The 15,536-nt window shown below is 40.2% G+C and carries 10 protein-coding genes; 1 reads left to right on the forward strand and 9 read right to left on the reverse strand.

Annotation, left to right across the window (positions count from 1 at the left end; genetic code table 11):
* Window positions 1-383: 383 nt before the first annotated feature.
* The 8 genes from QNH48_RS20705 to QNH48_RS20740 all read right to left on the reverse strand — a co-directional run bounded on the left by QNH48_RS20705 (window position 384) and on the right by QNH48_RS20740 (window position 12,300).
* On the reverse strand, window positions 384-1,769 hold the full coding sequence (locus tag QNH48_RS20705) for a sigma-54 interaction domain-containing protein (protein WP_283951819.1): 1,386 nt from the start codon (window positions 1,767-1,769) through the stop codon (window positions 384-386).
* A gap of 53 nt (window positions 1,770-1,822) precedes the next feature.
* Window positions 1,823-2,677 (reverse strand): putative beta-lysine N-acetyltransferase, encoded by an 855-nt coding sequence (gene ablB / locus QNH48_RS20710; RefSeq protein WP_283951820.1) that lies wholly within the window; start codon window positions 2,675-2,677, stop codon window positions 1,823-1,825.
* 67 nt (window positions 2,678-2,744) lie between these two features.
* The gene (locus QNH48_RS20715) at window positions 2,745-4,166 is read right to left on the reverse strand and encodes an aldehyde dehydrogenase family protein (RefSeq protein ID WP_283951821.1); all 1,422 of its coding nucleotides are present in this window, start codon (window positions 4,164-4,166) and stop codon (window positions 2,745-2,747) included.
* 63 nt (window positions 4,167-4,229) lie between these two features.
* Window positions 4,230-5,510: a peptidase gene (locus QNH48_RS20720; RefSeq protein ID WP_283951822.1), complete on the reverse strand. Its 1,281-nt coding sequence runs from the start codon at window positions 5,508-5,510 to the stop codon at window positions 4,230-4,232.
* A gap of 34 nt (window positions 5,511-5,544) precedes the next feature.
* Window positions 5,545-6,210, reverse strand: a complete 666-nt coding sequence (locus QNH48_RS20725) for a 3-oxoacid CoA-transferase subunit B (RefSeq protein WP_283951823.1) — start codon at window positions 6,208-6,210, stop codon at window positions 5,545-5,547.
* Window positions 6,195-6,887, reverse strand: coding sequence for a CoA transferase subunit A (locus QNH48_RS20730; protein WP_283951824.1), 693 nt, complete (start codon window positions 6,885-6,887; stop codon window positions 6,195-6,197). Before QNH48_RS20730 ends, QNH48_RS20725 begins: the two co-directional genes overlap by 16 nt.
* Entirely contained in the window at window positions 6,888-8,234 is a 1,347-nt protein-coding gene (locus tag QNH48_RS20735) for an aspartate aminotransferase family protein (protein WP_283955839.1), read from the reverse strand.
* Window positions 8,235-8,337: 103 nt separating this feature from the next.
* On the reverse strand, window positions 8,338-12,300 hold the full coding sequence (locus tag QNH48_RS20740) for a tetratricopeptide repeat protein (protein WP_283951825.1): 3,963 nt from the start codon (window positions 12,298-12,300) through the stop codon (window positions 8,338-8,340).
* A 142-nt stretch (window positions 12,301-12,442) separates the two neighbouring features.
* Here QNH48_RS20740 and QNH48_RS20745 point away from each other — a divergent pair, with 142 nt between their 5' ends.
* Window positions 12,443-13,807: a TrkH family potassium uptake protein gene (locus QNH48_RS20745; protein WP_283951826.1), complete on the forward strand. Its 1,365-nt coding sequence runs from the start codon at window positions 12,443-12,445 to the stop codon at window positions 13,805-13,807.
* A gap of 148 nt (window positions 13,808-13,955) precedes the next feature.
* On the opposite strand, the gene QNH48_RS20750 is transcribed toward QNH48_RS20745, so the two are convergent.
* Window positions 13,956-15,422, reverse strand: a complete 1,467-nt coding sequence (locus tag QNH48_RS20750; protein WP_283951827.1) for an NAD(P)/FAD-dependent oxidoreductase — start codon at window positions 15,420-15,422, stop codon at window positions 13,956-13,958.
* Between the last annotated feature and the right edge of the window lie 114 nt (window positions 15,423-15,536).

A 15,536-nucleotide genomic window follows, 5' to 3' on the forward strand; every position in this document is an offset into this window, starting at 1 on the left:
CTTAGTCCGGGTAAGGATTCCTCCATGTCTTAATCTTTTAAAATTGGCTGTGTTAAAGTGGCCTGTTGATTTACGCTCCACTAAGGAAAGCTCCTTGAAATAATCACCGCAGTGACAGGCGGTCTTTGCCTGTCACGAGGCACTTCGCTTTCCGCAGGCGGTTCGGGAAGCCTCCTCGGCGCTAAGAGATGAGCGGGGTCTCCCCTGTCCCGTCCTCCTGCAAGACACTGATTTTTCATCCTCGAATCCGCCCACGCACGAAGAAAATGCGATAGCATTTTCGAGGAGTCTCGTGCCTTCCGCGTAAATCAACAGGGTGCAAAACTCAACAATTAGCTTTATCACAGCCTATAAAATAAAAAAAAACGCCGATTTTTCGGCAGTTATTCTCTAATTTTTTTAAGTTTATATTGTAAGGTTTGTCTTGGGATTTCTAGTAGCTTGGCCGCTTGATTGATGTTGCCGTCTGACATTTTCAGTGCTGAATCAATTAGTTGTCTTTCCATTTCTTCGACATTTTTTCTTAAAGAAAGGCTGTTCTCAACATTTTCATTGATTGCCGCATGCTGTTTCATCATTATTGGCAGGTCCGCCATTTGAAGGACCTCATCCTCGCATACGTTCATCATATACTCAATTGTATGCTTTAGCTCCCTCACGTTCCCTGGCCAAAGGTGAGTCATAAAGAAACTCTCTAATTTTTTCTCTATCCCTTTAATCCTTTTATTCAATTTCTTATTAAAAAATTGAATAAAATAATCCGTTAAATACAGGATATCCTCTTTTCGTTCACGAATCGGCAGAAGTGAAAAGGTAAAGACATTTAAACGGTAGTAAAGGTCAGAGCGTAGCTTTTGATTTTCTAGAGCCGTATTTGGATGGATATTCATCGCTGCTATGACGCGGACATCAACCGAAATATTTTGTGCACTTCCGACTCTTCGTACCATCCCATCCTCTAAAACCCTTAACAGCTTAGCCTGCAGCTCAATCGGCATGGTATGAAGTTCATCAAGAAATAGTGTACCGCCGTCTGCCAGCTCAAAAAGCCCCTTTCTCTCAACCGCACCGGTATAGCTTCCTTTTGCCGTACCAAATAGAATACTTTCAAGCAGCGTTTCTGGGATGGCTGCACAGTTTTGAGCAATGAACGGCCCATCCCCGCGAAGGGATTCGTGATGGACACCTTGCACAAACAATTCTTTTCCTGTCCCGCTTTCTCCATATACAAGAATGGGAGAGTCTGATTTTGCCAGCTTTCTAGCTTCGTCCTTCAGGCTCTGGAATATCGGATTAACACTCTTTAAATCATCTAACGTATACTTGACGTTTTTTGATATTTTTTTCTTATTGTTTTTATTCACACTTTTTTGCAAATCTAATAGGCTTTCCGCAAGTTGCTTCATCCGGGAGTAATCCTTGGCAATTTCAACCGCACCAATAATCTCCTTATCTACAAAAATAGGAAGTGTCGTATTAATGGTATCAATCCGTGCTCCATGGATGTTTACATAAACCTGTGCCTGATTATAGATGGGTTTGCCCGTTTTAATCACCCTGAGCAGTGTACTTGAATTCTCGGTTAAGGAAGGAAAAACATCCAGCAGGTCTTTCCCCTGAACTTCCTTCACATTCATGCCATCATGCCTTGCCGCAACCTCATTATAAAAAATGGTTTTCCCTTCTGTATTGACCACATGGATTCCTTCATCGATGGTTTTCAGGATGGCTGAAAGAACTTCCTTCGTTAACGCAGTTAATTGAACCATTGTTTCACCTCCTATTAAAAGGTGCCGAAAATTCGTCACCTGTAGCCGAAATATTAGCAGTTTGCCAGATTCTTTACCCACATATTCATATTCTCAAGCTTGTCGTAGATATAGCAGTTATTCATTAATCGGCCGCGATACTTATATCCAAGCTGGTATAATACCGCATTCATTCCAAAGGATAAACTCCTCGCTATTGAATAGGCACAGAATATTCCCTGCCTTTTCAGTTCACCCTCTAACTCACGGAGAATTATTTTCATTAACCCATATTTCCGATGTTCCGGTAAGGTCGCACAATCGGTCAATTCTGCATTTTTATAAAAAGAATTCACTTCAGCAGATGCAGCACTGACAATTTTGCCCTGATAAAAGTATACGTAATAGATAGTCCCTTCCATTAACGTCTTTTTCACATATTCAGGGTCATGTAAGGGTGTAGGGTAAATCTGAAACACCTGGCGATATAATCCTGACAGCTCTTCGGCACATGCTTCATCTGCTTTTTTTAATTCATACTCCTTTGGCGGAAACGGCTTATCAATGGTGGTATCCAATTGATAAATGCTGTGAATCATTCCGTCCTCCGTAATCCAATGGTCATTCTTCTTTCGCTCCACAGTATAAAACTTTGAAAAAAAATGAGCATCAGACCCGAGAAAATAGCGGTCAACTACGACTTCCGGCTGTAAGCCTTTTTCATATAAGTGTAAAAAATCCTCTGACCGCGCTTTCATTATTAACTTTTCTGCTTGATACTTGCGGACTAACTCCTCCGCTTTTTCCAAAAGTAGATTTGTATTGCCGCGGTAATCGTCAATCCGGATTCTTTTATTAAAAGGATCTAGGTAAACGTCAAGAAAGAAATTACTTTCTTCGATTTGGATAGTGGAGGCACTTTGATTCATCTTATAGACTCCTTCCCGATAAGGCAGGTTAAAAATGCCTGACTGGAAATCAGCCAGACATTTTCTTCTACTCTGTTTTAAAGCTGATCAGCTTGAGTTCAGTCATTTCTTCCACTGCATATTTGATTCCTTCTCGCCCCATTCCGCTCATTTTCACGCCGCCATATGGCATTTGGTCCACGCGGAAGGTGGGGATTTCGTTAATCATAACACCGCCAACATGTAGCTTTTTGGCAGCTTGAAGTGCTTTATGGATATCATTCGTAAAGATTCCGGCTTGCAACCCATATTTAGAATCGTTCACCATATTGATTGCATCCTCAAAATGACCGAAGCTATTAATATGCACAACGGGTGCAAATACCTCTTCACAACTCACCTTTTCGCTTGGAGGGACATTTACTAAAACGGTAGGCTGGAAAATCCCTTCTTCGGAGTTTCCGCCAGCCTTTAATTCTGCTCCATTGCTAATCGCTTCATCTACCCATTCCTTCGTTCGCTGTACGTCACCACGTGTAATCATCGCTGAAATATCACTATCTTCCTCAAGGGGATTACCTGCTTTTAACTTTTGGGTTTCAATAACAAACTTCTCCACAAATGCTTCAAAAACCTTTTCATGGACAAAAATTCTCTGAATCGAAATACAAACCTGCCCCTGATAGGCAAAGGCCCCATTCACAATTCTTGGGATGACATTCTCTAATTGAACACCAACGTCAACAATTAATGCCGAATTCGAGCCTAATTCCAAGGTCACCCGCTTTAAACCAGAGTTTTCTCGAATATAGCGACCTACCTCAGGACTTCCTGTAAAGGTAATCATTTTGATACGGTCGTCTTTCATTAGTATATCGCCGATTTTACTGCCACTTCCCGTAATGACATTCAATGCACCAGCCGGTAAGCCTGCAGAGTGAAAGTATTCTGCTATCTTAAATGCCGATAAAGGAGTCTGACTAGCTGGTTTTAAAACAACACTATTTCCAGCCGCAATGGCTGGACCCAATTTATGGGCAACTAGATTCATAGGGAAATTGAACGGGGTAACCGCAGCAATCACGCCTAATGGTTCCCGAATCGTAAAGGCAAGTCTGCCCTGACCTCCAGGTGCGGCGTCCATTGGCACCGTTTCACCATGAATTCTTCTCGCTTCATGTGCCGCAAAAGTGTATGTCATAATCGTCCGGTCCACTTCTGCTCTCGCTGCCTTTAGCGGTTTTGCAGCCTCTAGGGCTATTATTCTCGCGCATTCCTCTCGGTCATCCTTTAAATATTGAGAAACTTTCTCAAGGATTTCCGCCCGTTCAAATGCAGGCATTTCTGCCATTATTTCTTTAGCATCTTCTGCTGCCTTTATTGCTGAGCGCACATCTTCCTGATTAGCAATGCCAATTTGGCCAAGAACCTCCAAGTCAAATGGATTCTTAAGCTCCATATAGGAAGAAGCACTTCGATATTCCCCGCCTATCCACAAATCCTTCTTCATCACAATCCCTCCAAATACTAAAAAGTTCTTAATAATATTGTACCAAACTTTGCTAATTCTGTTTTAGGAGGGATTCTTATCACTGACTTCACACCACTTTAATAGAGTTAGAGCAATAATCTTACTTGCTGCAAACAGATCTTCCAACTGAATGTGTTCATTCGCGTCATGTGCCGTTGCCGTTATCCCCGGTCCGAATACAACTACAGGTGTATTTCCGACATTTGATAGAATTCCACCATCCGTCCCCCAAGGACTTGCTTCAATAACTGGTTGCTCTCCCTTGATTTCTACAAAACTCTCAGAAAGTGTCTTCATTAATGGGTGATCCACTTCAAGGTTACCTGGAAGCCATCTCCCCCCAAACCATTCAATCGCTATAGGATTTTTTTGGAACCACTCGTCTTGCTCATTGAGTTCATTTAATACCACAGCCATTTCCCCTTGAGCCGCTGAAATCGTTTCTTCAGGGGATACGCCCATTCTACCCTCAATTACTGCTAAATCAGGAACAGATGACGGCCATTCACCACTATTTATTTTTCCAATATTAATCGGGATTGGTATCGGAATACTGTTAAATAGCGGATCGGTGATTTTTATATTTCGATTTTTTTCTAATTGCTGCAGCTTTTGGATGACCAATACTGCCTTTTCAATGGCGCTTACGCCTTCATATCTTGTTCCGCCATGTGCTGCCCTGCCCTTCACGGTAACTCTAAACCACATGGAACCCTGCTGCTTTGGAAAAATTTTCATCCCCGTCGGTTCCGGGATAATAGCACCGTCAGCACGATATCCTCGTAGAACCGCAGCGAGTGTGCCGGCACCGCCGCTTTCTTCCTCTATTACACTTTGAAAAATAACATCCCCTTTAAGCTTAATTCCAGTGGAAATGATTGCCTCTATCGCCATAATTAGAGCAGCCGTGCCGCCTTTCATATCCGTACTTCCTCGTCCATACAGCTTTCCACATTCAATATGTCCGCTAAACGGATCATGTTCCCAGTTTTTCTCATCTCCAACCGGGACCACATCGATATGTCCATTTAGAATGATAGACTTTCCGCCGCCAGTCCCTTTTAACACCGCGACTACATTTGGATTTCCTTCAAAGCTTTCCCGATCACAGCAGAATGCCTCATGCTGGATGAGCTCATTTCTGTCAATTTCCCAGATATCGAGATTCAATCCCAACTGCCGGCATTTTTCAATAATGACAGCCTGAGCACTACTTTCGTTTCCTCTAGTACTATTTTCTTGGACGAGTATTTGTAAGAACCTCGTCCCTCTGGCACGATTGTCCTTCAGCCATTGTTTAATGGATTCTTCATGATTAGTCAACGCTTTCACTCCTTCTTTTTAAGGATGGGTGAGATTAATAGGATATCTTTCGAACAATATCACTAATCGTGAACTCACATTCTGTATTATTTACGACCTCTTGTAAGTCATAGGGCGGAAACAGTTCTGTTAGCAATAATCCCTCAGGAGTCACCCTGAAAACAGCTAATTCCGTAATGATCATATCAACGCAGGCTTTAGAGGTCAGTGGTAATGTGCAGGAAGTAACAATTTTCGGATTTCCCGCTTTATCACAATGATTCATTAATACAATCACTTTTCTTGCTTTCTGAGCTAGTTCCATCGCACCGCCCATACCAGGGACCTTTTTTCCCGGAACAATCCAGTTGGCCAAATCTCCATTTCCACTAACCTGAAGTGACCCCAAAATCGTGATATCCACCCGTCCTCTGCGAATCATCGCAAAGGAAATAGCACTATCACAGTAAGAACCACCTAGATTCAAGGTGACTGGAAAACCACCAGCATTACATAAATTTTCATCTTCCATACCTTTTTCTGGGCTTGGTCCCATACCAGTAATCCCATTTTCAGCATGGAACATCACCATCATGTCTTTTGGTAAATGATTAGGAACTAAGGATGGGATACCAATGCCCAGATTAACCACCATTCCATTCGTGATTTCCTCTGCTGCTCTTCTTGCTATTTTGTTACGAAAGTCTACTCCCAAGCCCATTTCCAGTTCACTCCCTTCGAAGGGATAATGTGATCGACGAACACTCCAGGGGTAATAATTTCATCAGGATTGAGGCTTCCAAGTGGAACAATCTCCTCTACCTCTGCAATCGTGATATCTCCTGCCATTGCGACAAGTGGATTTGTATTTCGGGCACTTTTGTCATAAATTAAATTTCCATAGGGGTCTGCTTTTTTGGCATAAAGTATTGATACATCTGCGGTTAAAGCTGTTTCAATTAAGTAGTCCTTTCCGTTGAGGAAAAAATGGGGCTTGTTTTTTGATACGAGATCATTATCCATTCCAATATCACTTAGAATCGCAGGAAGACCGACTCCTCCTGCACGAATCCTTTCTGCTAAAATTCCTTGCGGTGAAAACTCCACCTCTAGCTTTCCTTCATGCATGAGTTTTCCGGCAATGGGATTGGAACCAATATGAGAGGCAATTACCTTTATTGCCCTTTCCTGACTAACTAATTTTCCAATGCCGATGTGCGGAAACCCTGTATCATTCCCAATTAGAATCAACCTTTCTATCCCTTTTTCAAGGATTCCATCAATCAGGGTTGGTGGAGACCCAACACCGCCAAAACCACCAAACATTAAAGTCATTCCGTTATAGAAGAGTTCCAAAACCTTTTCTAAGGTTGTAATTTTTCCAAATGGATTTTCCATTTAAACACCACCCATTTTCAATTGTAGAGTAAAAGCATCAAAGGTTGCTTGCATGAGTGAAACCAATTCGTCTATTTCATTTTTGGTAATGGTTAATGGCGGCGAGATGATTATGGAATCACCGTTGACACCATCAATACCAGAACCTGCCGGATAAACAAGCAGCCCTTTTTCCTTAGCAAGGGAAATTATCTCTTGGGTAACGAGTGCCTCCCTAGGAAAAGGTGCTTTAGTGGTGACGTCCTCAACAAATTCAATTCCGAGCATTAAGCCTTTACCGCGAATGTCACCGATAAAGGAATATTGATTTTTTAAATGTAAGAGCATATTTTTTAAGTAATCTCCCTTGGATTCTACTTCGCTAACAATCTGATTTTTTTCCAAGTATTCTAGTACCGCTAGAGAAACGGCACAGGATTGCGGGTTGGCACTTAAGGTATGTCCGCTCATCACCACTTTTGTCCCCGCTAAAATGGGCTCAATGACTTTTTCACTTGCAAGCGCAGCCGCAATAGGAGCGTAGCCTGCCCCCATTCCTTTTCCTAAAGCCACAATATCAGGAATAACCCCATATTGCTCCATAGCAAGCATCGATCCTGTTCGCCCAAAACCAGTCATCACCTCATCTGCAATAAAAAGGATGTCATGGTCTTCACAGATTTTTTTGATTTTCTTAAAATATCCCTCTGGTGGTGCAATCGCTCCCCCCGCAGCACCGATGACAGGCTCTGCTATAAAGGCCGCAATATGATTGGCACCAATCCGTTTAATCGCAAGTTCTAATTCCTGAGCGCAAAGAAAGCCACAGGATGGGGCTTCAAGGTTGTAGGGACAACGATAACAATAAGGGGGATTAATGACTGGAAAATCCTCTAGAAGTGGAACAAATCGTGCTCTCCTGCCAGTATGACCGGACAAGGAAAGCGCACCTAACGTGATTCCATGGTAGCTGACCCACCTTGAAAGCACCTTCGTTTTCGTTTGTATGCCTTTCTCCTGCCAATATTGGATGGCCATTTTCATTGCGGTTTCTACCGCTTCAGAACCGCTATTAACAAAGAAGCACCAATTTAAATCAGCTGGTGTTAAATCTGCGATCTTCTCAGCGAGTTTCTCAGCACTTTCACTCGTAAATTGCGAGCGATACACGAATGAGACTTTTTTAGCCTGTTCCTGCATCGCTTCAATAATTTCAGTTACCCCATGTCCAATGTTGGCTGTAACAGCGCCTGATGCACCATCAAGGTATTTTTTTCCATCCTTATCATACAAATAAATCCCTTTACCATAATCAATCATCGGTAAGGATTCATCGAGTAATGGTTTAATTAAATACGTACGTTCCACCGCCACACCACTTCCCCTTTTAGTTCATTGTATGAGCGAGGTTTTTAATACTTTCATCTTATATTTGTATATAGAAAAAAACAGATACGCCTTCGCATCTGTTTTAGTTAGTGAGTACTATTGACTTTTCTAAATTCTGATTTGTCAGTTGAAGCTCTTCCCTGATTTCAGCGTCGTATGGATGGTATACCATTCCTTTTTCAAGGATATCCTTTGCCCCTAAATGTCTGGCTTGTTCATTGAATAGGCGCCCTAACCGTAAATGGACGTCATGTTCATAAGGGTTTTCCTTGATAATCCTCATCATCATGTCTTCGGCTACACGTGTTTCTCCCATTTCACAATGACACAATGCAACCAAATAGCGGAGATGGGAATCTTCTGGGTCACTGTTTAATTGACGTTCAAACAGCGGCAGTGCTGAAAAATAATCTTCCTCATTCAAATAATTCAAACCTAACTGATAAGCAAGAGGTTCATCCCACTGTTTCTTCAGAGACTTTTGTAAAATTTTTATGGCATCCTCAGTTAGTTCAAAATCCTCATAAAGTTTAGCAAAATGACTTACTGCTGATAGGTTATTTTTATCCAATCTAATCGCCATCTCATACAGCTCGATGATAGATCCAAAAAGGTAAATTTGCTTGGTGTGGTTTTTTAGCTTCGTGACAAAACGACCAAACGCATTCCCTTCAACTTCATCATTCAAATTCATATCCAGAACGAATTGTTTTCCCGCCTCTGCGGCAAATAAAAACCTCGTGCTTTTACCTTCATCTTTCCCTTCAAGTTTTGTCAGGAAATTCGGGAGTCTTGACCATTTATTTGCAGCAGCACTGTAGATAATGAGTGTTCGATATAGCTCCCCATTCTCAGGGTCATTATTTAAAAGCAATGTTAGGATAGACCGAGCCTTCTTCCACTTTTTTGCTTTAATAAAAATCTTAGCCTGATGATGTAGCAGTTCCGAATAGTCTGGATTTAGTTGAAGAGCAGCATTTACCTTCTCTTGTTCAAGCTGCGTTTCACCTAGAGCACCATATACATAAGCTTCCGAATCAAGCCTCCATATTTCATTTAACCCTTTAGGCAATGATAGAAGCATAGCCAGTAATTGTCTCTGTTTGTCTTCATCTAAAATTGAAACTAAATATTCTATATTTACACTTACTGGAGCAAATTCCAGCAGGCGGAGGAGATATTCAGCTTCTTCCTCGTGATTTTCATTGAATGCTGCTATTTCAGCTAATCGCAAATAGGCAGGCTCAATGGCTGGGTCAATACTTATGCTCGTTTTATAAGCACTTGCTGCAGGCTCATACATTCCAAGCTTAAAGTATACTTCCCCCAATCGATAATAAGGAAAAGAATCTTCTCTTACCTGTATGGCAGTTTTATAACAATCCAAAGCAGGAGCGTATTGCTGTTGTTCCTCGAACAATGTTCCCTCATAGCATTTGAATTCTATCACACTAGAATTATCTGTAAACTTTTGTTTGAGAAAATCAATAGCTCGGTTAATGAAAGGTGTTTCACCAGCTATTTTTACATAAAGCTCTAAAGCTTCATTGAAATTGGAGTGAATATGGTTGATTCCATTCTCTATTAACTCTAAAGATTCTTCTATTAACTGATTATTATCTTCTTCCATCGCCCATTCAGCCATCATACTTCCACTATTAATCAAGTATTCACTATCTTTATCAAATTTGGCTTTATGGGTTTTAAGAAATTCAACTGCCTTTTCCTTATTTTCCTGCCTGCCTAGGATTTCTGCTAAACCAATATAGGCAAAACCTTCATCTGGAAATAAATCGATACATTCTTGATAACAGTCCCTACACTTTTCAATTTCCCCACGTTCATGATAGAAATCTCCGAGACGAACCAAAAGCTGGGCAGAAACAGCGGTATTTATGCCTGATTGTAATATTTCTTCTGCTTTTGCAGGCTCCTTCAACTCGTAATCATAGAGGTCGGCAGCTGCAAGTACGGCAAAAGGAATATTGTCCTCCAAATTAATTGCCATTAAATAACCACGCAACGCCTTTCTTATTTTCCCCAGCTTCTGGTCAAGACGCGCTCGTTCATACCATGCATGACCATCCGTAGGTATTTCTCGAATTAGCTGATCATAAATACCCCGGGCTTCATCGTACTCCTGCTTTTCAATTAACACTGCTGCATGATTGATTCGGACAAATCTTTCTTTCGGTGCAAGCTGCATACTAATAGAGGAGAAATACTCTGCCTTCTTAACATCACCTGAATAAAGATAGGCAAGAGCAAGATAGCTCCATGTGTAGTATTGATCCGGATCAAGCTGCAAGGAGTTCCGAAAGTAGCCAATTGCTTCTTTCATTTCATCAAAGTAAAGGGCAATTCTCCCATTGAGAAAATGATAGAGCGGAGAGAAGGTTTTCCGTGCTGTATGGTTAAGCTGCTCCCTAGCCTGCTCCATTCTTTGCAGACGCATATAGGCTTGGGCCACATGCAGATTCATAAAGTCATTATTTGGATAAGACTCTAACAGTTTTTCAGCACATTGAACGATGAAATCACTATATTCCTCAAAAGAAAAATGCTTTACCACATAAATTGGTGAGTAAGGGACATCTATAGCAGCCTTTAAGAATTCTAAAAAAGTCTCTTTGTACTTTTCTTCATCCTCCTCCAGCTTTTCGCCTAAATCATGCAATCTGCGGAAATAATCATCTTCTTCTTTTGATAAAAAGGAAAGTTCTTGGGCTCTTTCCTTTGGAACGCATACGATGGACATATAACTCGTTGATGCATTTGCTTTTTCCATATCATCTGCAGCTAAATACATCGTTTCCAATAGGTTAGGTTCTTGTATATGATAAAAATCAAACATACTGTCATATCCTGTCATCACTTGAACATGGGAAGAATGCTCAAAATCAACACTTAACAGAATCGGAATATTCTTTTTCAATAATTCTTGATAAAGCTCTTTCTTGCCTACAAAATATCGACATGCATATCCGTTTTCTTCAAGATAGTCAACGGTCGTTGACAGCTTCGAACCAGTAAAATCAAAAATATGAGTGGCAATTTCATCCTGGGTAATGTCTTTTCCAAAATAGGTCAGAATCATCTCCAAGCTTGCTGGAACACAATAATTACTTTTTTGAATAATGGGCTTGATAGTAAGTTTAATTAATTCACCCTGTTCATTTTTTACTGTGAAAAGGGATTTCTCCCTCTTATCTTCATTCCTTAAGATATCAAATTCTCCTAATTGGTAGTACGCCGTTTTGGTTAAATAGCGAAAATACTTTTGATAGGCATGCTCAGCTATTCTTTCATTTAATTCCTGTATCAATTCAAGCATTTCTGTCATTTTGCCGAGATCCCGGTAACGTCTTATTTTTTCTAACATGAAAGATGGTGTTTCAGGGTAGAGTTTCTCCCCTTGTTCGATAAGCGCTAAAGCCTCTTCAATTTGTCCATTTGATGCTTTTAAATCGGCCAGCAGCAAATAACAAATCCGTCCTTTTTCAGAATCGTTAAGTCCTTGTTGAAAGTACTTCTCCGCTTTCTCTCTATTCCCAGTTTGCATAAATACATAACCAATCTTGTCATGTAAAGGTCGGGACGATTCTTTCACCTTTTCCAGAAGTTTTTCTGCTTCCTTAAATAGCTTCATTTCTAACAAACAACGAATCTTGCAAAAATAAAGCCGTTCGACTTCTTCACCATCCTGAATGTCCTCTTGGTTTTCAGCAATTGCGGCAGAAATAAGCTCATCTGCTTCTAACAGCTTTCCATTATCAAGAAGCTCCTCACAATACCAAGAAAGTGTTAAAACGCAAGGGAAACGGCGGTAAGCGTAACGAGCTATAAAAGAACTATATTGATACATCAAAAAATGGTCTGTGAACCGAATCAATACCTGAAATTCTTCTGCAGACTTTATTCTGTTAAGCTTTTGTTTTATTTCAGAGTGACGCATCGATTTTAACACATGTAACTCTTGATTTATGATATCTAATGCTTGATTGTATTCTTTCTGGTCATATAAGGATTTCAGCTTTGTGATCATATCCATAGTCCCCCAGGCATCCTTTGTCCTAATAATACTAGCATATATAAAAATGTCAGAAAATTCTAGTGGGAAAACTATCTTTTACTTTTAAGGGCGGTTAATATAAAATAACACTTAGATTTACATAAGGAAGGATCAAATGAATATTTCGAGAAAGCGATTTTCTAAGAAGAAAGAATTATCAACGATTCAATTAATCGTAATTTTTTACTTATCTGCTTTAATCATTTCAACATTTCTTTTAAAAATACCATTGGCACATCATGAAAATGCATCCATTAGTTTTATTGATGCCTTATTTACATCAGCTAGTGCTGTAAGTGTTACAGGTTTAAGTGTAATCTCCTTAAAAGATACCTTTAATAATTTTGGAATATTTCTTTTGTGTATTATTCTCCAATTAGGCGGATTAGGGGTAATGTCTCTTAGCACCTTTCTTTGGATAATGATTGGTAAAAAAGTAGGATTAAGGGAACGCCAACTGATCATGGTGGACCAAAATCAATCCAACCTATCTGGTTTGGTGCAGCTGGCAAAGAGGGTTTTTATTACCATTATTTCAGTTGAAATTATCGGAGGAATTATTTTAGGATTACGGTTCTTGAAATACTTTGACAGCTCCTTTTCAGCTTTTAAACATGGATTTTTCGGCTCCATTAGTGCCACGACAAATGCAGGATTTGATATTACCGGGGGTTCATTAATCCCTTTTAGTAATGACTACTTTGTTCAAACTGTCATCATTTTATTGATGATTATCGGAGCAATTGGTTTCCCGGTTATTGTTGAGGTTTATGAATACTTCTTAAGTTTGAAGAGTAAAAGAAGGTATCATTTCACTTTATTTACTAAATTAACTACCGCAACATTTGTCATCTTAACCATTGTTGGCGGCATTATGATTTATTTACTCGATAGTTATCATTTCTTTGCTGATAAATCTTGGCATGAAACGTTTTTCTATTCCTTATTTAATTCTGCCACCACTAAAAGTGCTGGGTTGGCAACGATGGATTTGAATGATTTCACACCAAGTAATCAGCTCTTTATGTCGTTATTAATGTTTATCGGCGGTTCACCGAGCAGCGCCAGCGGTGGAATCCGGACGACAACGTTTGCGATTGTATTGCTAGCGATTTACTTTTATGCACGAGGAAAAGGTTCCATTAAAGTATTTAGACGAGAACTGCATAGTGAGGATGTGCTTAAATCCTTTATCGTAATCTCCACAGCCGCTATGCTCTGTTTAGTCTCGATATTAATCCTCTCTATTACGGAAAAAGGTACCTTGATTCAAGTAATCTTTGAAGTTACATCAGCGTTTGGAACGAATGGATTGTCGATGGGCTTAACACCCATGCTAACAACATTTGGGAAAATCCTGATAATCTTATTAATGTTTATCGGACGTTTGGGGATTGTAACCTGCTTACTGATTCTAAGAGGCAAAGATACTAGCCAGGAGAAAATTCATTATCCGAAAGAAAAAGTTACCATTGGTTGAAAAAACAGGGAAAATTTCCCTGTTTTTTTGTATGGTTTTTTATATGGAATCAGAGGCATCACATATATATTTCATTTAACGCAGATATATCTATTTATCGCGGATATGTAGCTAAATCAAAAAAATAAACCCGCTAATTTTAGCGGGTTTATGCCATTACTACTTCTTTTTCACGCTCGGTTGTAGCTTTTTTGATGATATCTCTTGCAATCCAGACCCCGCATGCACTTGCTTGAGCAAGACCGCGGGTAATTCCTGCGCCATCTCCGCCGACATACAAACCGCTGATTTCTGATTCAAAACGGTCATTGAGTTTTGGTCGTGCAGAGTAGAATTTCGCTTCCACTCCGTAGAATAATGTGTGCTCTGAAGCTAATCCTGGTGTAATTTGATTTAACGCCTCGGTCATCTCAATTAAACTCTTAAGAGTATTATACGGTAGTACCAGTCCAAGATCCCCTGGAACCGCCTCTTTAAGAGTAGGCTCGATGAATCCCTCTTTAATTCTTCTATCCGTTGAACGACGACCTTTTAAGATATCTCCATATTTTTGGACAATTAAGCCGCCATTTGAAAGGGCGTTTGCAAGGCGTGATACTTCATGCGCGTATTCGGTCGGCTTATCGAAAGGTTCTGAAAATGTATGAGATACAAGCAAGGCAAAGTTGGTATTTGGACTTCCAAGCTTCGGATCCTTATAGGCATGGCCATTTGCAAGCATGATACCAGAGTGATTTTCAACGACAACATGTCCGGAAGGATTGCTGCAAAACGTCCGTACTCGTGTTCCAACGGATGTATTGAAAATAAATTTCCCTTCGTACAAATTGTCATTGATTTCTTTCATAACAATGTCAGACGTCTCTACACGAACGCCGATATCTACTTGATTACTAGTCATTTTCAGGCGACGTGACTTAAGAATCTCAGTCAGCCATTTCGAACCATCACGACCTGGAGTAATAACGACCTTATCTGCATAAATGTCCTTATCACCTTTCAGCTTGATTCCTTTTACAACATACCCATCAGGAGTTCTTTCAGTAATTAAATCCTGGACTTCTGTTTTATATGACATTTCAATTTTATCATTTAAGTATTCAAAGATACTTTTCATAATTTTTAAATTTTGTTCGGTTCCAAGGTGACGAACCTGTGCACGTAATAGTTTTAAACCTGCTGCATAGCCGCGGCGCTCGATATCCTTAACTTTATCTGTAAGTGGATCGGTAATACTTTCTGTTGCACCATGACTTAAATTTATAGAATCAACATATTTAATCAAATCGACAACTTGAGAATCTGGAAGATAATCCGTCATCCAACCCCCAAATTCGCTCGTGATATTAAACTTTCCATCTGAGTACGCGCCTGCACCACCGAAGCCTGCAGTGATTGAACACGCTGGTAAACATCCTGCAAACTCTTTCTTGCCCGCTGCTGGAGGACATTTCTCAATTTTATTTTCTAGAATTGGACAATTTCTCCGATAAATATCATGCCCCTTATCCACCAACAGCACCTTTGCGTTCGGCATTTTTAGTGTAAGTTCATAGCAGGTAAAAATCCCCGCTGGGCCTGCACCCACTACTATAACATCATATCTATTTTCCATTGTCCAAACCTCCAAGACGTATGTATTTACTTAACCCTTGGTAAATATATCAGAGATTATTCTCCCCGTCAATAATAAAAGCGAACTATAAATAAAAATAAATCACTATTGTTC

Origin of the sequence: Neobacillus sp. YX16 (assembly GCF_030123505.1) — a bacterium.
Lineage (GTDB): Bacteria > Bacillota > Bacilli > Bacillales > Cytobacillaceae > Neobacillus.